Origin of the sequence: Stutzerimonas stutzeri (assembly GCF_000952685.1) — a bacterium.
Lineage (GTDB): Bacteria > Pseudomonadota > Gammaproteobacteria > Pseudomonadales > Pseudomonadaceae > Stutzerimonas > Stutzerimonas stutzeri_E.
On the sequence record NZ_JYHV01000021.1, the window covers coordinates 28,581 to 54,706 of the forward strand.

Consider the following 26,126-nt stretch of genomic DNA (forward strand, 5'->3'; position numbering starts at 1 on the left):
AATAATCTTGTAATTCCTACAACAAATTCCGCCAGGGACTCATTATGACCATTCGTATCGCCATCAACGGCTTCGGCCGTATCGGACGCAACGTCCTCCGTGCCCTGTACAGCCACGATTACCGCGAACATCTGCAGGTCGTGGCGATCAACGACCTCGGCAGCTCGGCGATGAATGCCCACCTCTTGCAGTACGACAGCGTCCATGGTCATTTCGACGCAAAAATCGAGGTCGGCGATGATCGGCTGATAGTCAATGGAGATTCGATCGCCGTGACGGCGATCCGCAACCCGGCAGAACTGCCTTGGCGCCAGCACGAAGTCGATGTGGTCTTCGAGTGTACCGGTCTATTTACCTCCCGCGAGAAAGCCAGCGCTCACCTGCAGGCCGGCGCCGGCAAGGTCATCATCTCCGCTCCGGCTTCCGGCGCCGATGCCACCATCGTCTACGGCGTCAATCACGACATTCTGCGCCAGTCGCATCAGATCATCTCCAATGCATCCTGCACCACCAACTGCCTGGCTCCGGTCGCACAGGTGCTGTCACGCGAATACGGTATCGAGCACGGGCTGATGACCACTATCCACGCCTATACCAACGACCAGAACCTGTCCGACGTTTATCACAGTGACCCCTACCGCGCTCGCTCGGCCACTCAGTCGATGATCCCGACGAAGACCGGTGCCGCCGAAGCCGTTGGCCTGGTGTTGCCGGAGCTGGCCGGCAAGCTGACCGGCATGGCCGTCCGGGTGCCGGTGATCAACGTATCGCTGGTGGACCTGACCCTGGAGCTCAGCCAGGAAACCACTGCAGAGGAAGTCAATGCACTGATGCTGGACGCCAGCCGACGCTCGCCCATACTGGCCTGTAACTCGCTGCCGCTGGTTTCCTGCGATTTCAACCACAACCCGATGTCGTCGATTTTCGACACCAACCACACCAAGGTTAGCGGACGACTGCTGAAAGTGATGGCCTGGTATGACAACGAGTGGGGATTTTCCAATCGGATGCTGGATACTTGCCGCGCCCTGCACGAGGCGCCGTAGTCAGCGCTTCGGCCCTACCGCCCAATCAGCCAGGGAAGAACATGAACCGTATCGATTTCGTTACCGCGACACTGCCCGCCCGCAAGCGCATTGCGCTAGTAGCGCACGATCACTGCAAGGAGCGTCTGCTGGAATGGGCCGACCGGCAGAAAGAGCGGCTGGCAAGGCATGAACTGCTCGCGACCGGAACCACGGGCCTACTGATTGAACGGCGCCTGGCGCTGCCGGTGGAATGCATGATCAGCGGCCCGCTGGGCGGGGACCAGCAAATCGGCGCACGCATCGCCGAGCGACGGATCGACATGCTGGTGTTCTTCTGGGATCCCTTCGAACCGCAGCCCCATGATCCAGATGTGAAAGCGCTGCTGCGGGTTGCCGCCGTGTGGAACATCCCGCTGGCGGCCAACGAGAGCAGCGCCGACTATCTATTGTCGAGCCCTCTGCTCGATGAAGCCCACTCCCTGAGCATCCCCGACTACAGCAGCTACCTGGCAGGCCGGCAGTCCGCGGATCAATAATCGCGGCGATCCTCGTCTGGAAGACGTTGGCTTTCGTCTTCCGCTTCGTCACGCAGGTCGTCGAAGTCGGTTTTGAGACCTGTTTCCATGCTGTCCAGCTCGGCCAGCAGGCTGCGAAAGCTGGTTTGCCCGCGAGAGGCCTCCTCCGGTTCCTGTTCGAGATCTGCACGAGCCTGCAACGCCACCGGCACGGGCGCTTCTTCCACATCCACTGGCAGCGGCTCGGGCTCCATTTCACGCAGCACCGCCAGCGGTGGCAGCTCGTCGAGGTTCTTGAGGTTGAAGTGATCGAGAAACTGCTTGGTGGTGGCGAACATGGCCGGTCGCCCCGGAACGTCGCGATGGCCAACCACTCTCACCCATTCGCGCTCCAGCAGTGTCTTGACGATCTGACTGTTAACCGCGACGCCACGAATGTCCTCGATCTCGCCCCGGGTAATCGGTTGCCGGTAGGCGATCAGCACCAGGGTCTCCAGCAAGGCGCGCGAATAGCGCTGCGGCCGCTCCTCCCAGAGCCGCCCCACCCAGGGCGAAAAGCGCTCGCGAACCTGCAGACGATAGCCACTGGCAACCTCCTTCAGTTCGAACGCACGCCCCTTGCAGGACTTGTCGAGCACCTCCAGTGCTTTGCGCAACAGTGCCGGCGCGGGCCGCTCAGCTTCTTCGAACAGCTCGGCCATTCGGTCGATCGACATCGGCTTGCCCGCCGCCAGCAGAAAAGCTTCGAGCAGCGAAGCGAGATCCTTGGGATCGGAAAGATTCAACCTTGACTACCTCGGCTCATCCATAAATCGCACAAACAACTATTCGACCCGAGCTCGAACATGAATCGGCGCGAAGGGTTCGTTCTGCACCAACTCGACCAAGGATTCCTTGATCAGTTCGAGCACCGCCATGAACGTGACCACTACGCCAAGCCGACCTTCCTCGATCGTGAACAGAGCGGCAAAGGGAACGAAAGCGCCGCCGTTGAGCCTTTCCAGCACATCGCTCATGCGCTCACGAGTCGACAGCGTTTCGCGCGTGACCTGATGGCTTTCGAACATGTCGGCACGGCGCAACACCTCGGCCATGGAGATCAGGAGCTCCTCCAGACTGACCTCGGGCAACAGCTTGCGCGCCCGCGCATCCGGCGCATCCAGTCGCGGCACATGTAGCTCGCGACCGACACGTGGTAATTGATCGAGATCTTCGGAGGCCGCCTTGAAGCGCTCGTATTCCTGCAACCGGCGTATCAGTTCGGCACGCGGGTCGAGCTCGTCTTCTTCCACCTCAGCCGAACGCGGCAGCAGCATACGCGACTTGATTTCCGCCAGCATCGCGGCCATCACCAGGTATTCGGCAGCCAGCTCCAGACGCACCGCCTTCATCAGCTCGACGTAGCCCATGTACTGGCGGGTGATCTCCGCAACCGGAATATCCAGGATGTCAATGTTCTGCTTGCGAATCAGATAGAGCAGCAGATCCAGCGGCCCCTCGAACGCCTCGAGAAACACCTCCAGCGCATCTGGCGGGATATAGAGATCCTGCGGCAGATTGTTGAATGCCTCACCGTAGACCAACGCCAGCCGTAACTGCTCGCCGGGCGGGTCGATCGGCGCGGCGGCCTGGGGTTCCTGCATGCTCTCTCCACGGTCGAAGGATATTGAAAGCGGCAACAGCTTAGTCCTGTGGCCCCGCGACCTCTAGCGGTAGTTCAGGCCCATGGCCTGACGCACGACCATCAGCGTTTCCCGGACCTCGTCACGGGCCTGCTCGGCCCCTTCAGCCAGAATGCTGCGCACCAGATCCGGATTCTGCTCGTAATCCTGAGCCCGCTCTTGGAGCGGTGCCAACTCGAGTTGGATCGCCTCGATCAGCGGCGCTTTGCATTCCAGACAACCGATACCCGCGCTGCGGCAGCCCTGTTCGGCCCATTGGCAGACCTCCTCTCCCGAATGGGAAAGGTGCATCTGCCAGACGGGGCAGCGCGTCGGCTCACCGGGATCGTGACGGTGCACCCGTGCCGGATCGGTGGGCATTCGCTTGATCTTCTCTTCGATTTCGTCAGGCGTGTCGCGCAGGAAAATGGAATTGCTGGCCGACTTGGCCATTTTGCCGCCGTCGAGTCCCGACAGCTTGGACGAATCGCTCAGCAGAGCCTGCGGCTCGGGCAGCAACAATCTGCCGCTTCCTTCCAGATACCCGAACAGACGCTCCTGATCCCCGATGGTGATGGTCTGCTGATCCTTGAGAAGGGCGCGGGCGGTGTTCAACGCCTCGAGATCGCCCTGTTCCTGATAGCTCTTGCGCAGGCTGGTATAGAGCTTGGAGCTCTTCTTGCCGAGTTTGCGTATGGCGGCCTCAGCCTTCGCCTCGAAGTCTTCCTCGCAGCCATAGAGATGATTAAAGCGTCGCGCCACGTCACGCGCGAACTCGATATGCGGCAACTGGTCGGCACCCACCGGCACGACCCCGGCTCGGTAGGCCAGAATATCGGCGGCTTGTAGCAGCGGATAACCGAGGAAGCCGTACGTGCCGAGATCCTTATGCTGCGAATCGAGCTGTAGCTCTTTATAGGACGGCACGCGCTCCAGCCAGGCCAAGGGACAGATCATCGACAGTAACAGATGCAGCTCGGCATGCTCAGGAACCTGGGATTGAATGAACAGGGTTGCGGAGCTCGGGCTAACCCCTGCCGCCAACCAATCGATCGCCATGTCCTGTACATGCCGGGCGATATCGCTACCGGCAGCGTGATCGGTGGTCAGAGCGTGCCAGTCGACGATGCAGAAAAAGCACTGATATTCATGCTGCATCCTGACCCAGTTCTTCAATACGCCGTGGTAATGGCCAAGGTGAAGGCGGCCGTTGGGCCGCATTCCAGAGACCACACGTCGCTGCGAATCCATGGAGCTCAAAAGGGTTTCCTTCGTAGTTTTCGAAAAAGCGGATCGGGTCAGGCAGCGAAAGGCGCGGGATCACCACACCCCACCCGCACAACTTCCGGATCGCCGTCCACCAGGCTGATGACCGTGGAGGCCTCGACGCCACCGTAACCTCCGTCGATGATCAGGTCCACCTGATGCTCCAGCGCATCGCGCATTTCATAGGGATCGCTCATCGGCTCGGTCTCGCCGGGCAGTATCAGACTGACACTCATCAATGGCTCACCGAGCTCGGCAAGCAGCGCCTGGGCGATCGGCTGCGCCGGGACCCGCAGGCCAATGGTTCGGCGCTTGGGGTGCAAGAGCATCCGTGGCACTTCTCGGGTGGCGCTGAGGATGATGGTGTACGGCCCCGGCAAGTGCGTCTTGAGCAGACGAAAGGCCGCAGTGTCGACCTTGGCAAACAGGCCGAGCTGGGACAGATCACGGCAGACCAGCGTGAAGTTGTGTTTGTCATCCAGTTGGCGCAAGCGGCGAATACGTTCGATACCCGCCTTGTTGCCCATCGAGCAGCCAATGGCATACGACGAGTCAGTGGGATAAACCACCACTCCGCCGTTGCGAATGATTTCCACCGCCTGCTTGATCAGCCTGGCCTGCGGGTTTTCCGGGTGTACTTGAAAAAACTGGCTCACGGGAACTCCCTGTTCAGCGGGCAGCAGACTCGCATGGTTCATGGTCGAAATGTCTCCACAGCGGCGGCAGGTCATCCGGCAAGGTTCGATACATTCCCAACTCCGACCAGTCGCCAGGCGCATGAAAATCGCTGCCGATACTGGCCATCAGGCCGAACTCACGCGCGAGAATCGACAGACCGCCGACCTGCTCCAGCGGCTGCATGCCGTTGACGACTTCCAGCGCGTGGCCACCGGCCTGGGCGAACTCGACCACCAGACGCCGCCGCTTGCTACGAGTGAAGTCGTATTGCCAAGGATGCGCCAGACTGATCCAAGCCCCCGCTTCGCGCAGCGTAGTTACGGTTTGTTCGAGACTCGGCCAGTGCTGTTTGACATCACCGAGCTTGCCCGAGCCGAGCCATTTACGAAATGCTTCGGCGCGGTCGCGAACATGGCCGGCGCGCACCAGAAATTCGGCAAAGTGCGGGCGTGCCGGGGCGTTGCCGCTGTCACCCAGCTCCTGTTGCACGGCTCGTGCGCCTTCCAGCGCGCCCGGCATGCCTTTCACTTCCAAGCGCTGGGCAATCAGTTCCGCCCGACGCCAGCGGCCGTCGTGCAACTCCGCGATGGCCTTCTGCAGCACCGCGGCGTCCCGGCGGAACGCATAGCCGAGGATATGAATAGTCGCGCCGCCCCAGACGCACGATAGCTCGATACCGTTGACCAGCCGGATCCCCAACGACTCTGCCATGGCACGGGCGGCATCGAGACCTTCCAACGTGTCGTGATCGGTCAGCGCGAGCAATTCGACACCACGTGCATATGCCCGCTCAACCAGTGCGTCGGGCGAGAGCACGCCATCGGACGCGGTGCTGTGGCAATGCAGATCAACAATCATTCGGGACCTATTCTCCAGGGACTTGGCGGCATACTGTTACTGACCGTCGCCGCCAGCGCTCGTGCCGTCATCCACTTCGCCAAAGCTTGCGCCGCGTCCAGGAAATGGTCCGCAGGCAGCGTTCCGCCGAAAGCGCGGTTTGCTATTATGCCGCCCACATACCGCTTCTGGCTCTCTTCGTGAAACAAATCGTCGACTTCATTCCGCTGCTGCTGTTCTTCGTGGTGTACAAACTCGAGCCCAGAACTTTCGAACTGGCGGATCTGAACGTCACCGTCGGCGGCATTTTCAACGCGACCGCGGCGCTCATCATCAGCTCGGTCGTCGTGTATGCCGCGCTGTTCATTCATCAGCGCCGGCTGACCAAGAGCCAATGGCTGACGCTTGCCGCATGCCTGCTGTTTGGTGGACTGACCCTGGCCTTGCACAGCGAAGCCATTCTCAAGTGGAAGGCGCCGGTGCTGAACTGGTTGTTCGCGCTAGCGTTCACCGGCAGCCATTTCATTGGCGAAAAGCCGCTTATCCAACGCGTAATGGGCCATGCGGTACAGTTGCAGCCGGCACAATGGACAAAACTTAATGTCGCCTGGATCCTGTTCTTCCTCATCTGCGGCTTCGCCAATCTGTTCGTCGCCTTCGTCTACCCCTCTGTCTGGGTCGACTTCAAGGTCTTCGGCAGCCTGGGGCTGACACTGCTTTTCATGGCAGGTCAGGCCGTATACCTGGCCCGCCACATGCAACCCGAACCTGAAGAATCATAGGAGTAAACATGCTCTACGCCATCATCGCCACCGACGTAGCGAACTCGCTAGAGAATCGTCTGGCGGCCCGCCCGGCCCACCTGGCGCGTCTCGAGCAGCTGAAAAGCGAAGGCCGCATGATTCTCGCCGGGCCGCATCCAGCCATCGATAGCAACGACCCAGGCGCTGCCGGGTTCACCGGAAGCCTGGTGGTCGCCGAGTTCGAATCCCTGCAAGCCGCGGAAGCATGGGCGGCGGCTGATCCGTACAAGGCTGCCGGCGTCTACGGAGAAGTGGTCGTCAAACCTTTCAAGCAAGTCTTTCCCTGAGTCGATCGGCTGACGCCGTCAGATATTGCTCTGGTCGTGGGGTTTCTACGGCCGTTTAAGGAAAAAGGAGTTCCGATGCGCCAAGGTTCGCTAACCCTGCTGTTTTTCCTGAGTGTTGCCATGCCGCTCGTGAACGCCGAGGAAGGTCCAATCGATCCGTCTGCCGAACGACCACAGGTGGAGCTCGAAGAACGCCTGTCCGACAATGAACTACAGCCCGAAGCGCCCAACGACAGCCTCAGCATGGCCATTACCGATGCCGAGCGGGCTCAGCTGGCGCATCTGCGCAAAGAGAACCACCGGCTGCGCATGCAGTTGCAGCAAGTCCAACCGAAGGCGCAACCGCAACCACAACTGCTGAACGATCAGCAGCAGTGGTTTGCCGTGGGCGGCGGCGTCGGCGTGCTGGGTTTCCTGCTGGGCGTTCTCACCACGCGGGGACGCCGGCGCCGGCAATGGTTGAACTGAAGCGGATACGAGCAAAGGCATGAGCGAACTGTTACTGATAGACGATGATGAGGAACTCTGCGAACTGCTGGTGAGCTGGCTCGCCCAAGAGGGTTTTGTCGCTCACGCCTGCCACGACGGTCAAAGCGCCCGCGCGGCACTGGCCGAACACCAGCCGGCTGCGGTGGTGCTCGATGTGATGCTGCCCGACGGGAGCGGCCTCGAACTACTCAAACAATTGCGCAGTGAACATCCGGACCTGCCGGTATTGATGCTTTCAGGGCGCGGCGAACCGCTGGATCGCATCCTCGGCCTGGAACTGGGCGCAGACGATTATCTGGCCAAACCCTGCGATCCCCGCGAGCTCACCGCCCGGCTACGTGCCGTGCTGCGGCGCAGCCAGCCGGCAAGCACGCCAACTCAACTGGAGCTGGGCGATCTTTGCTATAGCCCGGCGCGCGGCGTCGCTAGCGTCGGCGATCACGAGGTCACCCTGACGCTTTCTGAAGGCCGCATTCTGGAAGCGCTGCTCAGCCAGCCGGGCGAGCCTTTGGACAAGCAGGCACTGGCGCAGCTCGCCCTCGGTCGCAAACTGACCCTGTATGATCGGAGCCTCGACATGCACGTCAGCAACCTGCGGCGCAAGCTTGGCCCTCATCCCGATGGTCGTCCGAGGATCGTCGCCCTTCGCAGTCGCGGTTACCTTTACGCCTCCTGATCGGCTTTACCGAGCCTTTACCCTGTACTGACCGCCGTTGACCTTGCGCTCCCTAGACTGAGCTCATCCGATCGAAGCGCAAAGCGCGCAGGCGTTCTGGCGATCGGTTCCCATACACAGGAGAGACCTCATGATGCGCAAGACTGTTATAGCCGTGCTTTTCGCTTCCGCCCTGCCCACCCTTGCCATGGCGATGCCCGACGAGGGCCATCGCCATCATGGCGGCAAACATGCCCCGTTCGAACAGCTGAACCTCACTCAGGAACAGAAAGCGAAAATGCGCGACCTGATGGGGGCCCAGATGAAGCACCGTCGCGAAATCACCCAGCGCTACCTGGACAAACTGCCCGAAGCCGAGCGAAAGGCCATGCTGGACGAACTTAAGTCGAGCAAAGAAAACACCCACAAACAGATGCGCAACCTGCTCAAGCCCGAGCAACAGAAGCAGTTCGACGAAATGCACGAGAAGATGGAAGCCAAGCGAGCAGAGCGCGCCGAGTTCCAGCAATGGAAAGTCGAGCGCGATCAGAAGAGCTAATTCCAGGCCTGTGCATCCGAGACCAACCCGCCGGTCGCGCCTCACCGAGGAGGCGCGAACTGGGCATTGTCGTAGAGAGATGACCGTTGCGATCTTTGTTCTGGCGTATCCTTGCAACATTCTGGCTGGCCATCGCGCTGGTGGCCGGCCTCGCCATGCTGCTGGGCCGCGCGCTAAACCAGGACTCCTGGATCATCAATCGGCATCCTGGCGTCAAGGATCTGGCCGAAATCTGGACGAGAGTCTACGAGCGCCAGGGCCCCTTGCCTGCGCAGTTTTTGCTCGAACAACACCGACAACGCTTCCATATCGACGTTCAGGTACTGGCCGAAAACGGCCAACCGATCATCCGCGGAACCTTTCCGGCACGCGCCGCCGCATTCGAAGCACGACAGGAAAACCTCTCGGGACGCCTGCCTTGGCGGCGCCTGACCACCGACTACACCAGCCCGCTCAGCGGCGAAACCTACCTGTTCATCTACCGTATTCCCAATTCCGAATTGCAGGCCTGGCACCGTGGCAGCCTGTTCTGGCCATTGAGCGCGATCGCCATCACGCTGGTCGTGCTGACCGGCTTCAGTCTGCTACTCACCCTGTCCATCACGCGCCCCCTCGACCGCCTTCGCGGCGCCGTACATGACCTCGGGCAGACTACCTATCAGCAGAATTCGCTTGCCCGTCTGGCTACCAGACGCGACGAGCTCGGCGTGTTGGCCAAGGACTTCAATCGCATGGGCGCGCGCCTGCAGAGCCTGATCGGCAGCCAGCGACAGCTGTTGCGTGACGTTTCCCATGAGCTGCGCTCGCCACTTGCGCGGCTGCGCATTGCCCTGGCGCTCGCCGAACGAGCGACCCCGACGGAGCGTGAAGCCATCTGGCCGCGACTGGCGAAGGAGTGTGACCGCCTGGAGGCACTCATCAGTGAGATCCTCGCGCTGGCGAGACTGGATGCCGAGCCCGGCGCGACGATCCCGGTCGATTTGCCGGCCATGTTCCAGCAACTGGAAGAAAATGCACGCATCGTGTCGCCTGCCCAGCGCATCGAAACCCGGATGGATGCCACGGTTGAATTTCACGGTTGGCCGGACATGCTGGAGCGAGCGCTGGACAATCTGCTGCGCAACGCGCTGCGCTTCAATCCAGAAGGCGCGCCGATCGAGCTGTACGCCACTGCCGACAACGACTGGCTGCTCCTGAGCATTCGTGATCGCGGTCCAGGTGTCGATGAAGCCCACCTCGCGCGACTGAGCGAACCGTTCTTCCGCGCGCCGGGGCAGACCACTGCCGGTCATGGGCTGGGACTGGCGATCGCCCGCCGCGCCGCCGAACGGCATGGCGGAGAGCTGTTGCTGGGCAATCATCCCGAGGGCGGTTTCGTCGCCAGCCTGAGGCTGCCGCTAAAACCGCCCGGTCTTTCCATCCCCGACCTGAGCTCTACTGCGCGCCGTTCCACCGGCTGACGAAAGACTGGGGATCCAACTCCGGCGGCGTCCGCAGATTGCCTTCCGGCGTGCCTAGATAAATGAAGCCGAGTACCTGTTCGTTCTCCGCCAGGCCTAATCGCTGTGCCACATGCCGGTCATAGGCGAACTCACCGGTGCGCCAGACCGCGCCTAATCCCTGGGCATGCGCCGCCAGCAACACACCATGCGCCGCACAAGCAACCGCGAGCACCTGCTCGGATTGGGGGATTTTTGGGTGCGGCAACACCTGGGCGATGACAACGACTAGCAGCGGTGCGCGCAGCGGCATCTTGCGCGCCTTGGTCAGGGCGTCCTCTGGCGCATCCGGCTGACGCAAACGAAGCGCCTCGACGAACACCTCGCCCAGCCGTTCGCGCGCGCCATCCTGAACGGTTAGAAAGCGCCACGGCCGAAGCTGACCGTGATCCGGTGCGCGCAGTGCCGCGCGGAACAAGACATCCAGTTGAGCGGCCGTCGGCGCCGGATCAGCGAGTCGCGTAACTGAAACGCGGTTGAACAACAGGTCAAGAGCATCCATCCAACACCTCCAAAACGAATCGGACATTCTAGGGGGTGTTGGCGTTTCATCGCGACCGCGCGGCACCATTTCGACAACGGCCTGTTTGGCAACCTAGCGGCTAACAGCTTGACAGGCGATGGTCAGGCGACCCGATCAGGCGACAGATGTGGCTCCAAAGGCGGAGTCAGTGGTGGCAGGCCATGGGCGGCCCGGGCCGCGTCGCAATGGGCATTGTGCTGGCCATCGGCCCAGGACGCTTCGAACTCGCGGCAGGTACTCGAGCGCTGCTCATACATCGTGCAACGCACGCCACACCCCACATCGCCCATCAGGCCGACGCACCGCGCTGGCTTGGATTCGGTCCCGAGCATCGCAACATGAAATGGGCTGACCTGCACGGTCACGTTGTCGGGTACGGTACCACCGGATGAGGCGCACTCGCCCCAGAAGAAGGACACACGAAAATACGCGCAGCAGGCGCCGCACGTGAGGCAGGGATTGTCGATCGACATGGAAGGTGAACACCCAGAAACCGGGAAAGGGCCGGCGCCCGGGCGGCTATTCTAATCATCGCAACGGACTTGGGAAGAGCCTCCCGGGGTGCTCCACAAAAGATTTTCCAGCGGGCCGATAGCCGGTTTACTGCCGCTGCGACAGGCGTAGAATGGCGGCCTCATTTTTCGAGCCGAGCATCAATCAAAAATGGCCTTGCCGACGCTGCGCATTATCGGTTTCATCCTCGGCATTTTCCTGATCACCCTTGCAGTCAGCATGGTCATTCCAATGATCACGCTGTTCGCTTTCGATCGTACCGATGATCTCCAAGCGTTCATCTGGGCGAGCCTCATCACCTTCAGCTGCGGTTTCGCTCTGGTAGCGCCAGGCCGCCCGGCGAACACCCACCTGCGTCCTCGCGACATGTATTTCCTGACGACCATTAGCTGGGTGATCGTTTGCTGCTTCGCCGCCCTGCCACTGATGCTCATTCAGCACATCAGCTATACCGATGCCTTTTTCGAAACCATGTCAGGTGTTACCACCACTGGCGCAACTGTACTTTCAGGGTTGGATAGTGCATCGCCGGGTCTGTTGATGTGGCGCTCGTTGCTGCACTGGCTTGGAGGCATCGGCTTTATTGGTATGGCGGTGGCGATCCTGCCGTTGCTGCGAGTCGGTGGCATGCGCTTATTCCAGACCGAGTCATCAGACTGGTCGGAAAAGGTCATGCCCCGCTCTCACATGGCCGGCAAATACCTGATCGCAATCTATGTGGCGTTTACGCTGGCCGCCTTCGTTGCATTCTGGCTAGCCGGGATGAGCGGCTTCGATGCCATCAACCACGCGATGTCGACCGTGTCGACAGGGGGATATTCGACGTCCGACGCGTCCCTCGGCAAATTCAGCCCTGCATCGCATTGGGTTGCGATCTTCTTCATGGTGCTGGGCAGTCTGCCGTTTACGCTGTACGTCGCTACCGCACGAGGAAATCGCGGCGCTTTATTCCGCGATCAGCAGGTCAGGGGATTTCTCCTGATGCTTGCGCTCACCAGCCTTCTATTCAGCGGTTGGTACTGGCTCAACCATGATGACAACTTGCTCGACTCGCTGCGAATCGTAACGTTCAGCGTGGTATCGGTGATCACCACCACCGGCTTCGCCGTTACCGATTACACCCAATGGGGTGGATTCGCCGTCATGGCATTCTTCTACCTCACGTTCCTTGGCGGATGTTCCGGCTCCACCTCAGGCGGATTGAAGATGTTCCGCTTCCAGGTCGCCTATGCCCTGTTGCGTTCGAACCTCAAGCAACTGGTTCACCCGCGAGCAGTGATACGCCAGCAGTACAACGGTCACAACCTCGACGAAGAAATCGTCCGTTCGATTCTGACATTCTCATTCTTTATCACCATGACCATCGGCGTGCTGGCCCTGTGTCTGGCGCTACTTGGCTTGGACCCGATCACCGCACTCACAGGCGCGGCTTCAGCGGTCTGCAACGTTGGTCCCGGCCTGGGGCCGATCATCGGTCCAGCCGGCAACTTCTCGACTCTGCCAGACGCTGCAAAGTGGCTACTCTCAGTCGGCATGCTGCTCGGCCGTCTGGAAATCATTACCGTACTGGTCATGCTGACACCCTCGTTCTGGCGTCACTGATCCAATTAGGTTTCGCCGATATCCTCGTTCCACAGTTCAGGGCTATTGGCGATAAAGCTGCGCATCATCTCGACGCAGCCTGGGTCCTGCAACACTTCGACCTCGACACCGCGGCCACGTAGCAACAGCTCTTCGCCCATGAACGTCTGATTCTCGCCAACCACGACTTTGGGAATCCCATATAGCAGGATCGCCCCGCTACACATCGAGCAAGGCGACAGCGTCGTATAGAGCACCGATTCGGTATAAACAGAGGCCGGTTGCCGTCCGGCATTCTCAAAGGCGTCCATCTCGCCGTGCAGTACAGCGCTGCCCTGCTGAACACGTCGGTTATGTCCACGCCCGATGATCTGTCCTCGGTGGACGATCACCGAGCCGATCGGAATGCCGCCTTCGGCCAGCCCCTTCCTTGCCTCGTCGATTGCCGCCTGCATGAATGCATCCATCCCCTTCTCTCCCCTGAATATCCAAGCCAATGAACAGGCCGATACGGCTGAATCGCGCGCCACTCAAACGTGAGCACTCAGACCGTGTCGGTCTTGCCCTTGAACAGCCGACGGCCCAGCGTAAGCGCTGCGAAAACCAGCCCCCCGACGAGGATGCCGAATGCCGCATCGAGCACCGTCGGCAGCAACCCAGCCAACACCGAGCCGACATAGGGCAACGCCACGGTGTTCTGGGCGCTGTCCTCGATGAAATGGTGAATCGCCTGGATGCCATGGGTGAGGATGCCACCGCCGACCATGAACATGGCCGCCGTACCGATCACCGACAACGATTTCATCAACCAGGGCGCCACCGTCAGTATGCCCCGCCCGATCGCCTGCGCCGCGCCACTGGCGCTTTTACTCAAGGCCAGACCGGCATCGTCCAGCTTGACGATACCGGCGACCAGCCCGTACACGCCGACGGTCATGATGACCGCGATGCCCGCCAGCACCGCCACTTGTTCGGTGAAGCTCGCGGCCGCCACGGTACCCAGCGTGATGGCAATGATTTCGGCCGAGAGGATGAAGTCGGTGCGTACCGCGCCGCTGATCTTGTCCCGCTCAAAGGCGACCATATCGACCTGCGGGTCCGCCAACGCCTGCAATTGCTGTGCATGGTGGTTGTCGTCTCGATGCAGAAAACGGTGCGCCAGCTTCTCGAAGCCCTCGAAACACAGAAACGCACCGCCGAGCATCAGCAACGGCGTAATCGCCCACGGAATGAACGCACTGATCAATAGGGCGGCCGGTACCAGAATCAACTTGTTTCGAAATGATCCCTTGGCCACCGCCCAGACGACGGGCAACTCCCGATCCGCCTTGACGCCTGTGACCTGCTGGGCGTTGAGGGCAAGATCATCGCCGAGTACACCCGCGGTTTTCTTCGCGGCGACCTTGGTCATGACGGAAACGTCATCGAGAACCGTCGCGATATCGTCGATCAGGGCAAGCAGGCTACTGGCCAATGCTGAGCATCCTCTGGAAGGGTTGGACAGAGCGGCGAGAACATGCCGCTGTATGGACTCTGGAACTAAGGCCGTCGCGCCGCAGCACAAGTTCCGGCGCAACTGCCGTCAGCGCTGGCTTCGCCACGCCAGCCCTATGCCATCGGGGCGCTGTCGGGGTTTCTGATGCCGGTCCGCAATACGCGAGCCGAAACCCTATGGCGAGCAAGCGTCAGCGAATCTAGACTGCGATGACGACAATAACAGGAGGTGCCGCATGAGCACGCAAACCGCCGAACGCTTTACCCGCTTTGCTGATTTTTATCCGTTCTACCTGGCTGAGCATAGCAATCGCATCTGCCGCCGCCTGCACTACGTGGGCAGCCTGCTGGTGCTGGCCATCCTTGCCTATGCGCTCATCAGCCAGCAATGGCTGTGGCTACTGGCGATGCCGGTGGCTGGATACGGATTTGCTTGGGTCGGCCATTTCGTTTTCGAGAAGAACCGGCCTGCGACCTTCCAGTATCCGCTGTACAGCTTTTTGGGCGACTGGGTCATGCTCAAGGATATGCTCACTGGAAAGATTCGCTTCTGAGGCTGAGCCAGGCACGGCCCGCTCGATACTCGCGGCCCGTCACGGATTGGACGGGCGATTTGGCGCAATGACGATGACTTGGTTATGATCGCCGGTCAGCGTCGTTCGATGCGCTGTTGCCTCCAACGGCGCATCCTAGAGCGCTGGAACCTTTCAGGGATAGTTATCCATCATGCCAACCGTGACCGGTGAACGGCGTAACGGCCTCGCGACTCGCCCCTTGCGCGAGTACTACGCCCGGGTGTTCGCCTACCTGACCTGCGCCGCCACGCTCGCCGCCGGTGTCTATACCCAGCAATTCGCCCTCGACTTGCTGTGGATGGTCCCCTATACCCTTCTCTATCCGCATTTCGCCTATCACCTGAGTTATCGCTTCAAGCGCGAATACCCGGAGCAAACTTCGCAGACCCTGCTGTGCCTCGACGCCTTGAATGCCGGCGCGGGAATCGTGCTGCTCGGCTGCATCCTGGTACCGAGCATGATGTTTCTGCTGACCCTCGGTTTCAGCGCACTGGTTATTGGCAGCCTGCGCCACTTGTTGATGACCATACTGATGGTGATCATCGGTGCCGGGCTGACCAGCCTGCTGGTGCCTTTGCGCTTCGACGGCGCAACCCCTACTCTGGTGTCGGCGGTCAGCATTTTGTTCACCACCCTGTATGTCTGTATCACGGCCTACTACGTGCACCAGCAGGGCGAGCGACTGGCACAGGCGCGCCGCGAAGTGGAAGCCGAGCAGGCAAAAGCCGCACGGTTGGCTCGTAATCTGGCCAAATACCTATCCCCGCAGGTCTGGGAGTCGATCTTTTCCGGCAAGCGCAGCGTACGGCTGGAAACCCAGCGCAAGAAACTTACGGTGTTCTTTTCGGATATCAAGGGCTTCACCGAGCTCGCCGAAGAGCTGGAAGCAGAAGCCCTGACCGATCTGCTCAACAACTACCTCAACGAGATGTCGAAGATCACCCTCAAGTACGGCGGAACCATCGACAAGTTCGTTGGTGACTGCGTGATGGTGTTTTTCGGCGACCCCACCAGCCAAGGCGCAAAAAAGGATGCGGTGGCGGCGGTATCGATGGCCATCGCCATGCGCAAACACATGAAGGTGCTGCGCCAGCAATGGCGGGCGCAAGGCATTACGAAACCGATGGAAATCCGCATGGGGATCAACACCGGCTACTGCACGGTCGGCAACTTCGGTGCCGACACCCGCATGGACTACACCATCATCGGCCGCGAAGTTAACCTGGCCAGCCGTCTGGAAAGCTCCGCCGAAGCCGGGGAAATTCTCATTTCCCACGAGACCTACTCCCTGGTCAAAGACGTCATTATGTGCCGCGACAATGGCCAGATCACGGTCAAGGGGTTCAGCCGACCGGTTCAGATCTATCAGGTCGTGGATTTTCGGCGCGATCTCGGCGCAACCAATAGTTTCGTCGAACACGAACTACCGGGCTTCTCCATGTACCTGGATACCAACGGTGTCCAGAACTTCGACAAGGAACGTGTCATCCAGGCGCTCAACCAGGCGGCTGACAAACTGCGCGACAAAGTCATCATGTAGTGCCAACGGCACGCGTCGAATTCCGCCGCAGCCGGCCACGCCATCCGCTTGCAGTCGAGGTAAACATGTCGCCCATCCTGTCCCTGCGTCATTACAACCAGGACCAGGTCATTCACAGCCATCAACATACGCAATTGGTGTTCGGCCTGCGGGGACAGCTGGATTTCGAGATTGATGGGCACGGTAGCCGCATTCAACAACAACGCCTTGCTGTAGTACCCAGTGATGCGCGCCACGCATGCGGTAGCACCGATGGCAGCCTCTGCCTGGTCGTGGACATACCCGATGGCGGCTGGTTACAACAGCACCTTGGTCATCACGCCAGCTCCACTCAGCGCTTGCTGGAGCAGTCCGCAGCACTACAGCTGACGCCATCCCAAAGCCAGCTCGTCAGCTGGCTTGCCGCCAGCCCGATCAACGATTCAATCATTGGCGCACAAGGCGCAGCCTTGCTGCTGGCCAGCCTGGGGGCAGGCTGCGAGCAAATCAGCCGACCGCAGTCGCTTCCGCTGGCCGCGCTCCATGCCCACGTCGACCGGCATCTGGCGCATCCGCTTGAAGTCAGGGATCTCGCGCGGCTGGCCGGCCTCTCCGTACAACGCTTCCATGTACGTTTCGTCAGCGAAACGGGCCTGACGCCACAAGAGTTCATCCGATTGCGCCGCCTGCAACAAGGCCGAGAGCTACTGAGCAGTACCCAATTGGCAGTCGGCGAGATCGCCGCACGCGTCGGCTATGCGTCGCAAAGCGCCTTCACGGCCGCTCTCAACCGCCAATACGGCACTACGCCTCGCGCCATCCGCCGCGAGACGCACGACAAATCACGAGACTGACGCGACAGACGAGCCGCACCGCACGACCTACCCTGGTGGCTCAACGCTGCGGGCGATGCTCCAACGCATATCGCGAGGCTCCATGATGAACTTATTCGACACCTCTGCTTCCCCTTTTCAAGGCCGATCCAAGCAGGCGGATCTACCGTGACCCACCGCAACGCCTTATTGGCGATCCACTTCGGCGCGCTGATGTTTGGCCTCTCGGGGGTATTCGGCAAACTGGCCGAAAGTCCGCCCCTGCTCATCACCTTTGGCCGCGCACTGTTTGCCGTCATCGCCTTGTTGCTGGCAGCGCAGTTCTTGCGTGTCGGCGGCAACCGTCCAAGCGGGCGGCAGCGTGTTGGCCTGTTGCTCGGCGGCGTGCTGTTGGGCGGGCACTGGCTCACCTTCTTCATGGCCGTAAAGATCGGAGGGGTCGGCATCGCCACGCTGGGCTTCGCCAGCTTCCCGGCCTTCACGGTGCTGCTTGAAGGACTGCTGTTTCGCGAGCGTACCCGTCCGGTCGAGTTCGCCATGGTGGGACTGGTATGCGCAGGCCTGCTGCTGGTGACGCCACACTTCGATCTCGCCAGTGAAAGCACTGTAGGGCTGCTCTACGGCATCCTCTCGGGGCTGACGTTCGCCCTGCTCTCGCTGCTCAACCGTGCCATCACCCGCGGCGTCGACCCGGTACAGGCCGCACTTTGGCAAAACGGCACCATCCTGCTGTGTCTGCTGCCTGTCACCTGGACCTCACTTCCCGCGGTACCAGTGCTGGACTGGCTATGGCTGGGATTACTCGGCGTGTTCTGTACGGGACTGGCGCACAGCCTGTTCGTGGCGAGCCTCAAGGTGCTGAAGGCGCGGACCACGGCGGTGATTTTCGCGCTCGAACCGGTCTATGGGATTGCTTTCGCGTGGTGGCTGTTCAACGAACAACCCACCCTGCGCATGCTGATCGGCGGTACCTTGATCATTCTCGCCACGGTGATCACCAGCCGTCTCAAGGCTCCGGCTGGCACCAGTGCCGCAGCATCGCTGACAGAGATGCCGAAGGCGCAGCGTTAGCTACGCCGGGCATGCAGCGGACAGCACTGCCGTCAGTGGGAATGACGCGGTACGTCCGCCCCTCGACAGCCCACGAGGAAGTCGAAGTCGCAGCCTTCATCCGCCTGTAGTACATGATCGACGAACAGGCGCCGATAGCCGCCGTCCCACAACAAGCCCTGCGGCGCTTGCCAGGCAGCCAATCGCTCTTTCAACTCTGCATCGGGAATGTCCAGATGCAGGCGGCCCGCCAGGCAATCCAGTTCGATGAAGTCGCCATTACGCACCACTGCCAGCGGTCCACCAGCGGCGGCTTCGGGGGCGACGTGCAACACCACGGTGCCGTAGGCAGTCCCGCTCATCCGCGCATCGGAGATTCGCACCATGTCGGTAATCCCCTTCGCCAGTACCTTTGGCGGCAACCCCATGTTGCCGACCTCGGCCATGCCGGGATAACCCTTGGGTCCGCAGTTCTTCATCACCAACACGCAGGTTTCATCGACGTCCAGCTCCGGATCGGCGATGCGCGCCTTGTAGTCGTCGAAATCCTCGAAGACCACCGCACGCCCTCGGTGCTTCATCAGCTCAGGTGTCGCCGCAGAGGGTTTCAACACCGCCCCGCTGGGTGCCAGATTGCCGCGCAGCACGCAGATGCCGCCGTCCTCGCGCAGCGGATTGTCCAACGCACGGATAACCTCGTCCTGCCCGTAGATCGGTGCTTGGGCGCAGTTGTCCCACAGCGACTTGCCATTGACGGTCAAGGCATCCGGGTTGGGTAACAACTGGTTTTCACCCAACCGACGGATCACAGCGGGCAGGCCACCGGCGTAGTAGAACTCCTCCATCAGGAAGCGCCCCGACGGCTGCAAGTCGACGATGGTGGGCATGCCCCGGCCGATGCGCGTCCAGTCATCCAGATCGAGCTCGACGCCTATCCGCCCGGCGATCGCCTTGAGATGGATCACCGCATTGGTCGAACCGCCAATGGCGGCATTGACGCGGATGGCATTCTCGAACGCCTGCTTGGTCAGCACCTTGGACAGCCGCAGGTCTTCCTGAACCATCTCGACGATGCGCATGCCGGACAGATGCGCCAGCACGTAGCGGCGCGAATCCACTGCGGGAATCGCCGCGTTGTGCGGCAACGAAGTACCCAGCGCTTCGGCCATGCAGGCCATGGTCGAGGCCGTGCCCATGGTGTTGCAGGTGCCGGCCGAGCGCGACATGCCAGCCTCGGCCGAAAGAAATTCGTCGAGACTGATCAGGCCGCCCTTGTACGCCTCGTGCATCTGCCAAACGATGGTCCCGGCGCCGATGTCGCGGCCGTTATGCTTGCCGTTGAGCATCGGACCGCCGGTAACGACGATGGCGGGAACGTCGCAACTTGCTGCCCCCATGAGCAACGCCGGGGTGGTCTTATCGCAGCCGGTGAGCAGCACCACCGCATCGATGGGGTTGCCACGAATCGACTCTTCCACATCCATGCTGGCCAGGTTACGGGTGAGCATGGCGGTCGGCCTGAGGTTCGATTCGCCGTTGGAGAACACCGGAAACTCCACCGGAAACCCGCCTGCTTCCAACACGCCCTTTTTCACGTGCTCGGCGATCTTGCGGAAATGCGCGTTGCAAGGGGTCAGTTCGGACCATGTGTTGCAGATGCCGATGATCGGCTTGCCCTGGAATTCGTGATCCGGAATGCCCTGATTCTTCATCCAGCTGCGGTACATGAAACCGTTCTTGTCGGTGGTGCCGAACCATTGAGCGGAGCGTAGGGGGCGTTTGTCGGTCATTTGCGATGCACCTGTTTCAGCGGCTGACCCGCCGGGCCCGCCAGATTGAACGTTCGGGTTGATTACAGCAGCCAGGTCGAGATGGCCGGGAAATACAGCAGCAGGCCGAGTACCGCGATCTGAATGACGATGAAGGGCACCATCGAACGGAAGATGTCGGTCAGCGTGATATCCGGCGGCGCCACGCTTTTGAGATAGAAGGCAGCAGGGCCGAAGGGTGGCGAGATGTAGGACACCTGCATGCTCACCGCGAACAAAATGCCGAACCACACCGGGTCGTAGCCGAGCTCGACGACTATGGGCACGAAGATCGGCAGGCAGAGCATGGCGATGCCGATCCAGTCCAGAAACATGCCCAGCAGCAGGAAGATCAGCATCATCACCAGCACGATGACGAAGGGCGCCACCTCCAGCCCGGTAATCGCGGATGAGACGAAGCGGTTGCCGCCCATCAGGTTGTAGACCCCGACCAGACAGGCCGCACCGATACCGATCCAGACAATCATTCCGCAGGTTTCCAGCGTCTGGGTCAGGCTTTCCTGAAGCAGCTTGACGCTGAATTCGCCGCGCACCAGCACGGCCAGCAACACACCCAGCGCGCCCATGGCCGCGGCCTCGGTGACCGAGGCGATACCGCCGTAGATGCTGCCGAGCACCAACCCGGCGATGGCGATCGGGAAGAACATGCCCTTGAAGGCTTCGGCCAACGTAAGTCGTGGCTGATTGATGTCCTTCTCCAGATGCGCACCGCCCATATGCGGATACCGCATGCACATCACCACCACGTAGAGCATGTAGCTGCCCATCAACAGCGCCGCGGGCATAATCGCCGCCTTGAACAGGTCGGCAATGGAGACGCTGGCGATCAGCCCGTAGATGATCAGCACAATCGACGGCGGCACCATGGTACCCAGCGAGCCACCCGCGCAGACCACGCCGATGGCGATGCGCTTGTCGTAGCCCAGGCGAAGCATCTGCGGCAGGGCCAGCACGCCGAGCAGGACGATTTCGCCACCGATGATTCCCGAAATCGCAGCGAGAAAGAACGCCACGACGATGGTCTGTACCGCGACCCCGCCCGGCAGCCGACCGGCGAAAAAGCGCATGGAATTGAACAAATCCCGCGCCAGACCCGATCGGTCCAGCAAGCCCGCCATGAAGACGAACATCGGTACGGCCACCAACGAGTATTCGGTGATAAAGCCGAACATCCGGCTCGCCACCAACGGCACCGCCACAGGTCCAAACCAGCCGAGGGTGAAACCGGCGGCCACCAGGCCGGTGACGAAGGCCAGCGGCAGGCCCAACACCAGCAAAGCGAAGATCGCGAAGATCATCAGGTAGGTTGCGATCTCGATGGTCATTGCGCGGCATCCGAATCATGACGTGCACGACGGTGAGTCGCGATCCGCACCACCTGCTGCACACACATCAGGGCAATCGAGGCGAGAATGACGATCTTGGTGAAGGCCGGCAGCGGCTGGTTCCAGGACGACCCGGAGGTTTCCAGGCGCCAGCTGCCATCGGGCGCGTGAGTCGCGTTATAGGCCAGCACCCAGGCGGCATAACCGATCGCCAAACAGAACAGGATGCCCAAAAGCAGATTCAGCAATTCCAGCCAGCTCCGCTTACGCGGCGAAAGCCGGTCGAGCAGGATGCGAATCTGGATATGCCGGTTGGTCGCCAACGCATAGGGCCCACCCAGCGCGAAGATCGCAGCGACCAGAAAGGTCGTGGTCTCGTGCGCCCACTCGGTCGGCGAGTTGAAGCCGTAGCGCATGATGACCTCGAACACACTGACCAGCATGGCGATGAACACCAGCCAGGCGATGGCTTGGCCGGCGCGACGAACGCCGCGATCGAGCAATCCGCGGCCCGGTTCGGGGGCGCAGGCGTCGAGATGATCGTCAGATGAAGGTTGAGCATTTTTCACAGCGAAACTCCTCGGACTACCCGGCCGAAGCCAGGGAGCCGTTGGTCATCGAAGAGAGGAACCGCAAGGTGCGGCTTAGAGCATGCCTTTGTCCTGCAAGTAGGCCTGGATCGAATCCACCGCCTCCTTGGCCTGGGGGCTACGCTCACGCCAGCGCGCCCACTCTTCCCGGGCGGATTGGCGGAAGCTCTTCAACTGATCGTCGGAAAGCGAGGTCAGGGTCACGTCGCCCTTCTGCTTGGCCAGCGCAACTTGTTCCTCGTCCTTTTTCTGCAGATCGCTGACCAGCTGTTCGGTGAACGCATCGACAGAGTCTTCGAGAGTCTTCTGTTGCTCGGGCGTTAGCTCATCCCACAGCGCCTTGTTGACCGAGATGTCCTTCATCGGCATAGAGTGAAAGCCGGGATAGACGGCGAATGGCGCGTACTTGTGATAGCCCTGCTGGTAATTGGTGGAGAACACCGTGTAGTCGGCTGCGTCGATCACGCCCTTTTCCAGCCCGGTGTATACCTCGGAGGTGGGCAGATTCACCGGCGCCGCGCCGACCAATTTGAAGATGTTCGAGACCATGCCTTCCGGCGCACGCACCTTCAGGCCCTTCAGATCGCCGAGCGTTTCGATCTTGCGCTTGCTGATCAGGGATTCGGCCCCCACGGCGCCAGCACGAATGAGGTGAACGTTGTATGGCTCGACCAGGCGGTTGTAGCCCGCCTCGCCGCCAGCGTTGCGCATGTAATCGAGAAACGGCGTCGGACCGCTCCAGGCGCCGACCATATTGCCGTACACCGCGAAAGCCGGGTTCTTGCCTGAGAAGTATCCGGGGTCGGTGATGTGCCCCTGGATGATGCCGGCACCGACCGCGTCCAGCGTCTCGTTGTTACCCACGATGGTGCCGGTCGGCAGGACCTCGACGGTGATCTCGCCGTTGGTTTTCTCGCCGACGCTCTTGGCCCATTGCTGGGCGATGCGGTACTCGTCGTCACCGGCATTGACGTTAATCTGAAATTTCCATTCCTGAGCAGCGGCGACACTGCCGGAAGCAAGGATCAGGCTCGCCGCAAGGACAAGGCCGGCACGGGGAATAGTCGGTTGCATAGTTGCCTCTCCACTTATTGTTATTCGGCATCTTCGGCCACGGTGACAGCGCTTCTTGGCGTGGCCTGTCCCGCTGTTGAAAAGACTAAAGAGCGCAGCCATCATCAACAAATACAAAATCTCGCCGCACCTATACGCAAACGGATATATCCGACATGAAACCGATCAACAGCAACTGGTTCGTACGAGCTCGCTTGAAGAACCGTCACATCCCTTTGTTGGTAGCGCTAGGCGACACCTCGAACCTCAATCGCGCCGCCGAAGGCCTGGGGATTTCCCAACCGGCCATTTCGAAGCTGCTGAAGGAGTTGGAAGACGGGCTTGGCGTCGCCCTGTTCGAGCGACATGCGCGCGGGGTAGTCCCGACGCTTTACGGCGAGACCATGATTCGCCACGCCAGGCGCTTGCAGAACACACTGGACAACGTCTACAGCGAAGTCGACGCGTTGCGCCAAGGGCAGCAAGGCCACGTTCGGATCGGCACCATCCTCACACCCTGCGCTGAGCTGTTGCCGGAAGTGGTCGGTCGTGCCAAGCAGCGTTTCCCGAACCTGGAACTGAGCATCCGGACCGGCTCGAGCCGCGATCTGATGGCGATCCTTGACGACGGCGAGCTGGATTTTCTGGTGGCGCGCTTCTTTGCCGGTAGCCAGCAGCACGACCTGCGCTTCGAACCACTGGCCAAGGAACCCCTGCGAATCTGTGCGCGCGCGGGACTCATCCAGCGGCCGATGTCGCGCGCCGAACTGAACGCCGCCGACTGGGTGCTGCCGCCGGCGGGCAGCGTGTTGCGTCAGGAATTCGATGGTTTGTTCCAGCGTGTTGGCATGCGGCCGCCGACCAAGGTGGTCAACGCTGAAAACCTGCTGATGGTCACCACGCTGGTCGAGAAGAACGACATGCTGACAGTGCTGCCGCGCGATGTACTGGCGCACTACGCACGTTATGGGATGCTCGCTGAAATCGACGTCGACGCCAGCATCGACACCGACCTGAATCAGGGCTTGATGGAGTTTGGCATCATCACCAAGGACCAGCGGCTGCTTTCCCCAGCCGCACGCAACGTGCTGGAACTGCTACGCGACGTCGCCCAGCAGACCGCGCTGGCATAACGCCGACCGAGATGGCACTGCCACAGCAACCACGAGCAATGACAGTCCATCTGCTAACGCGCGATCGCCATCGGTAAAGGGTGCCATTGAATGGCACCCAGATGACGTTCGGCTGATGCATCACATCAGCCGTCGGATTGAGCTAGATCGCGCTCCGGGTCATTTCACCATCGACGAGGCGGTTGATGCCCAGCGGGTTGGCGTTTTTCAGCGCCTCCGGCAGCAGTGCCTCGGGGAAGTTCTGATAGCACACCGGCCGTAGGAAACGGTCGATCGCCAAGGTGCCCACCGAGGTGCCTCGGGAATCGGAAGTTGCCGGATACGGCCCGCCATGCACCATGGAGTCACACACCTCGACGCCGGTCGGATAGCCATTGAGCAGCAAGCGTCCGGCCTTCTGCTCCAGCACCGGAGTGAGATCGGTGAAAGCGCTGAGGTCCGCCTCATCGGCAATCAAGGTAGCAGTGAGCTGCCCACGCAAGCCATGCAGCGCGCGCAGCAATTCCGCTTTGTCGGCGACCTCGACAACGATCGTGGTGGGCCCGAAGACCTCCTCCTGCAATAACTCGTCACCGTCGATGAGCAATTGCGCATCGGCCTTGAACAGCTGTGGTCGCGCCTGATTGCCGTCCTGCGCGGCGCCGGCCAGATGGGTGATACCCGGATGCGCCTGCAGATGCTCCAGGCCTTTGGCATAGCTCGTCAGTGTTCCGGCGTTGAGCATGGTTTGCGCCGGCTGCTCGGACATGAAACCTGTGAGTCGCTCGAGGAAGTCTGAAAACTCTGGCGAACGAATACCGATGACCATGCCCGGATTGGTGCAGAACTGGCCACAGCCCAGCACCACAGAGGCCGTCAGCTCATTGGCGATGGCGTCACCGCGCGCTTTAAGTGCTTCGGGCAGTACCAATACCGGATTGATGCTGGACATCTCGGCGAAGACCGGAATGGGCTGCGGGCGCGCCGCCGCCATATCGCATAGCGCACGTCCACCGCGTAGCGAGCCGGTGAAGCCGACCGCCTGGATCGCCGGATGCTTGACCAGCCACTCGCCGACACCGCCGCCGTAGATCATGTTGAACACGCCCTTGGGCATGCCGGTTTTCTCAGCGGCACGCAGGATCGCATCGGCGACCTGCTCGGCCGTTGCCATATGCCCGCTGTGCGCTTTGAACACCACTGGGCAGCCGGCGGCCAGCGCCGAGGCGGTATCGCCGCCGGCAGTGGAGAATGCCAGCGGAAAGTTACTGGCACCGAACACCGCGACCGGGCCCAGGCCCATCCGGCATTGGCGCAGATCGGGCCGCGGCAGCGGCTTGCGCTCCGGCAAGGCGCGATCGATACGCGCGCCGTAGAAATCGCCGCGACGCAGCACTTTGGCGAACAGCCGCATCTGACCGCTGGTACGTCCGCGCTCACCCTGGATGCGCCCGGCCGGTAGTGCGGTTTCCTGGCAGACCAGCGCGACGAAGTCGTCGCCCAGCGCGTCGAGCTCATCTGCGATGGCATCGAGAAATTCGGCGCGCCGTTCGGCTGGAAGGGCACGGTAGGTTGGGTAGGCGACGGCAGCGGCCTCTGCCGCCGCGTTCACTTCGTCTTCCGTCGCCTGAATGAATTCGAACGGCAGCGCCGCGCCGCTGGTGGCGTCATGGCTCTGCAGCTTTTGGGTGCCAGCGGCGCTACGCGCACCGGCGATGTAATTGTGGCCGAGAATGGCGGACATGGAATATCTCCTCTACCTGTTGGTTCAGGGGGCTCCGCATGGCGTGCGGAGCATGGCCGACGGCCCGTGGGCGAATGCCGCCGACCTCCAAAGCTGGGCCGGTGACTC

General features: G+C 61.1%; 28 protein-coding genes. 14 read left to right on the forward strand and 14 right to left on the reverse strand.

Annotated features, from left to right (window positions below):
* The first annotated feature begins 44 nt into the window (after positions 1-44).
* Both gap and UF78_RS12805 read left to right on the forward strand, forming a co-directional pair.
* Positions 45-1,046 carry a type I glyceraldehyde-3-phosphate dehydrogenase gene (gene gap, locus UF78_RS12800; protein ID WP_045162599.1) on the forward strand — a complete coding sequence of 334 codons (1,002 nt, stop codon included), beginning with the start codon at positions 45-47 and terminating at the stop codon, positions 1,044-1,046.
* Positions 1,047-1,087: 41 nt separating this feature from the next.
* Entirely contained in the window at positions 1,088-1,564 is a 477-nt protein-coding gene (locus UF78_RS12805) for a methylglyoxal synthase (protein ID WP_045162600.1), read from the forward strand.
* Here the strand turns inward: UF78_RS12805 and scpB are convergent.
* The 5 genes from scpB to UF78_RS12830 all read right to left on the reverse strand — a co-directional run bounded on the left by scpB (position 1,558) and on the right by UF78_RS12830 (position 6,006).
* Entirely contained in the window at positions 1,558-2,328 is a 771-nt protein-coding gene (scpB, locus tag UF78_RS12810; RefSeq protein WP_045162601.1) for an SMC-Scp complex subunit ScpB, read from the reverse strand. The two genes, UF78_RS12805 and scpB, sit on opposite strands and share 7 nt — an antisense overlap.
* 39 nt (positions 2,329-2,367) lie before the next feature.
* Complete coding sequence (locus UF78_RS12815) at positions 2,368-3,186, reverse strand: segregation and condensation protein A (protein WP_045162602.1); 819 nt, start codon at positions 3,184-3,186, stop codon at positions 2,368-2,370.
* A gap of 63 nt (positions 3,187-3,249) precedes the next feature.
* Positions 3,250-4,455, reverse strand: coding sequence for a tryptophan--tRNA ligase (locus UF78_RS12820; protein WP_196298667.1), 1,206 nt, complete (start codon positions 4,453-4,455; stop codon positions 3,250-3,252).
* Positions 4,456-4,502: 47 nt separating this feature from the next.
* Complete coding sequence (locus tag UF78_RS12825; RefSeq protein ID WP_045162674.1) at positions 4,503-5,126, reverse strand: L-threonylcarbamoyladenylate synthase; 624 nt, start codon at positions 5,124-5,126, stop codon at positions 4,503-4,505.
* A gap of 13 nt (positions 5,127-5,139) precedes the next feature.
* Positions 5,140-6,006, reverse strand: a complete 867-nt coding sequence (locus UF78_RS12830) for a PHP domain-containing protein (RefSeq protein WP_045162603.1) — start codon at positions 6,004-6,006, stop codon at positions 5,140-5,142.
* Positions 6,007-6,185: 179 nt separating this feature from the next.
* Between UF78_RS12830 and ispZ the strand changes: the two genes are divergently transcribed.
* From ispZ to UF78_RS12860, 6 genes are all read left to right on the forward strand, one after another.
* Positions 6,186-6,767, forward strand: coding sequence for a septation protein IspZ (gene ispZ / locus UF78_RS12835; protein ID WP_045162675.1), 582 nt, complete (start codon positions 6,186-6,188; stop codon positions 6,765-6,767).
* 8 nt (positions 6,768-6,775) lie between these two features.
* Positions 6,776-7,075: a YciI family protein gene (locus tag UF78_RS12840; protein WP_045162604.1), complete on the forward strand. Its 300-nt coding sequence runs from the start codon at positions 6,776-6,778 to the stop codon at positions 7,073-7,075.
* A 75-nt stretch (positions 7,076-7,150) separates the two neighbouring features.
* Positions 7,151-7,543, forward strand: a complete 393-nt coding sequence (locus tag UF78_RS12845) for a hypothetical protein (RefSeq protein WP_045162605.1) — start codon at positions 7,151-7,153, stop codon at positions 7,541-7,543.
* A 19-nt stretch (positions 7,544-7,562) separates the two neighbouring features.
* Complete coding sequence (locus tag UF78_RS12850; RefSeq protein WP_045162606.1) at positions 7,563-8,240, forward strand: response regulator transcription factor; 678 nt, start codon at positions 7,563-7,565, stop codon at positions 8,238-8,240.
* 133 nt (positions 8,241-8,373) lie between these two features.
* On the forward strand, positions 8,374-8,778 hold the full coding sequence (locus tag UF78_RS12855) for a Spy/CpxP family protein refolding chaperone (RefSeq protein WP_045162676.1): 405 nt from the start codon (positions 8,374-8,376) through the stop codon (positions 8,776-8,778).
* An 86-nt stretch (positions 8,779-8,864) separates the two neighbouring features.
* Positions 8,865-10,238 (forward strand): sensor histidine kinase, encoded by a 1,374-nt coding sequence (locus UF78_RS12860; protein WP_045162607.1) that lies wholly within the window; start codon positions 8,865-8,867, stop codon positions 10,236-10,238.
* On the opposite strand, the gene UF78_RS12865 is transcribed toward UF78_RS12860, so the two are convergent.
* Positions 10,213-10,779, reverse strand: coding sequence for a nitroreductase family protein (locus UF78_RS12865; protein ID WP_045162608.1), 567 nt, complete (start codon positions 10,777-10,779; stop codon positions 10,213-10,215). The two genes, UF78_RS12860 and UF78_RS12865, sit on opposite strands and share 26 nt — an antisense overlap.
* Positions 10,780-10,901: 122 nt before the next feature.
* Positions 10,902-11,273, reverse strand: a complete 372-nt coding sequence (locus UF78_RS22640; protein ID WP_080890617.1) for a YkgJ family cysteine cluster protein — start codon at positions 11,271-11,273, stop codon at positions 10,902-10,904.
* A gap of 190 nt (positions 11,274-11,463) precedes the next feature.
* Here UF78_RS22640 and UF78_RS12875 point away from each other — a divergent pair, with 190 nt between their 5' ends.
* Entirely contained in the window at positions 11,464-12,915 is a 1,452-nt protein-coding gene (locus UF78_RS12875; protein WP_045162610.1) for a TrkH family potassium uptake protein, read from the forward strand.
* 5 nt (positions 12,916-12,920) lie between these two features.
* Here the strand turns inward: UF78_RS12875 and UF78_RS12880 are convergent, their stop codons facing one another.
* Both UF78_RS12880 and UF78_RS12885 read right to left on the reverse strand, forming a co-directional pair.
* Positions 12,921-13,361, reverse strand: coding sequence for a nucleoside deaminase (locus UF78_RS12880; RefSeq protein ID WP_045162611.1), 441 nt, complete (start codon positions 13,359-13,361; stop codon positions 12,921-12,923).
* 77 nt (positions 13,362-13,438) lie between these two features.
* Positions 13,439-14,368, reverse strand: coding sequence for a DUF808 domain-containing protein (locus UF78_RS12885; RefSeq protein ID WP_045162612.1), 930 nt, complete (start codon positions 14,366-14,368; stop codon positions 13,439-13,441).
* A gap of 256 nt (positions 14,369-14,624) precedes the next feature.
* Here UF78_RS12885 and UF78_RS12890 point away from each other — a divergent pair, with 256 nt between their 5' ends.
* The 4 genes from UF78_RS12890 to UF78_RS12905 all read left to right on the forward strand — a co-directional run bounded on the left by UF78_RS12890 (position 14,625) and on the right by UF78_RS12905 (position 18,386).
* Positions 14,625-14,942 carry an Mpo1-like protein gene (locus tag UF78_RS12890; RefSeq protein ID WP_045162613.1) on the forward strand — a complete coding sequence of 106 codons (318 nt, stop codon included), beginning with the start codon at positions 14,625-14,627 and terminating at the stop codon, positions 14,940-14,942.
* Positions 14,943-15,114: 172 nt separating this feature from the next.
* The gene (locus UF78_RS12895) at positions 15,115-16,503 is read left to right on the forward strand and encodes an adenylate/guanylate cyclase domain-containing protein (protein WP_045162614.1); all 1,389 of its coding nucleotides are present in this window, start codon (positions 15,115-15,117) and stop codon (positions 16,501-16,503) included.
* Between the two features lie 65 nt (positions 16,504-16,568).
* Positions 16,569-17,336, forward strand: a complete 768-nt coding sequence (locus UF78_RS12900; RefSeq protein ID WP_155397643.1) for an AraC family transcriptional regulator — start codon at positions 16,569-16,571, stop codon at positions 17,334-17,336.
* A gap of 147 nt (positions 17,337-17,483) precedes the next feature.
* Positions 17,484-18,386, forward strand: coding sequence for a DMT family transporter (locus UF78_RS12905; RefSeq protein ID WP_045162615.1), 903 nt, complete (start codon positions 17,484-17,486; stop codon positions 18,384-18,386).
* A 32-nt stretch (positions 18,387-18,418) separates the two neighbouring features.
* Here UF78_RS12905 and UF78_RS12910 read toward each other — a convergent pair whose 3' ends face one another.
* From UF78_RS12910 to dctP, 4 genes are all read right to left on the reverse strand, one after another.
* Entirely contained in the window at positions 18,419-20,155 is a 1,737-nt protein-coding gene (locus UF78_RS12910; RefSeq protein ID WP_045162616.1) for an IlvD/Edd family dehydratase, read from the reverse strand.
* A 62-nt stretch (positions 20,156-20,217) separates the two neighbouring features.
* The gene (locus UF78_RS12915) at positions 20,218-21,519 is read right to left on the reverse strand and encodes a TRAP transporter large permease (RefSeq protein ID WP_045162617.1); all 1,302 of its coding nucleotides are present in this window, start codon (positions 21,517-21,519) and stop codon (positions 20,218-20,220) included.
* Positions 21,516-22,088: a TRAP transporter small permease subunit gene (locus tag UF78_RS12920; RefSeq protein WP_045162618.1), complete on the reverse strand. Its 573-nt coding sequence runs from the start codon at positions 22,086-22,088 to the stop codon at positions 21,516-21,518. The genes UF78_RS12915 and UF78_RS12920 overlap by 4 nt, the downstream gene beginning before the upstream one ends.
* 75 nt (positions 22,089-22,163) lie before the next feature.
* Positions 22,164-23,183, reverse strand: a complete 1,020-nt coding sequence (dctP, locus tag UF78_RS12925) for a TRAP transporter substrate-binding protein DctP (protein ID WP_045162619.1) — start codon at positions 23,181-23,183, stop codon at positions 22,164-22,166.
* Between the two features lie 155 nt (positions 23,184-23,338).
* On the opposite strand from dctP, the gene UF78_RS12930 reads away from it, so the two are divergent.
* Positions 23,339-24,295, forward strand: a complete 957-nt coding sequence (locus UF78_RS12930; protein WP_045162620.1) for a LysR substrate-binding domain-containing protein — start codon at positions 23,339-23,341, stop codon at positions 24,293-24,295.
* A gap of 142 nt (positions 24,296-24,437) precedes the next feature.
* Here UF78_RS12930 and UF78_RS12935 read toward each other — a convergent pair whose 3' ends face one another.
* Positions 24,438-26,018: an aldehyde dehydrogenase (NADP(+)) gene (locus UF78_RS12935; RefSeq protein ID WP_045162621.1), complete on the reverse strand. Its 1,581-nt coding sequence runs from the start codon at positions 26,016-26,018 to the stop codon at positions 24,438-24,440.
* Positions 26,019-26,126 lie beyond the last annotated feature (108 nt).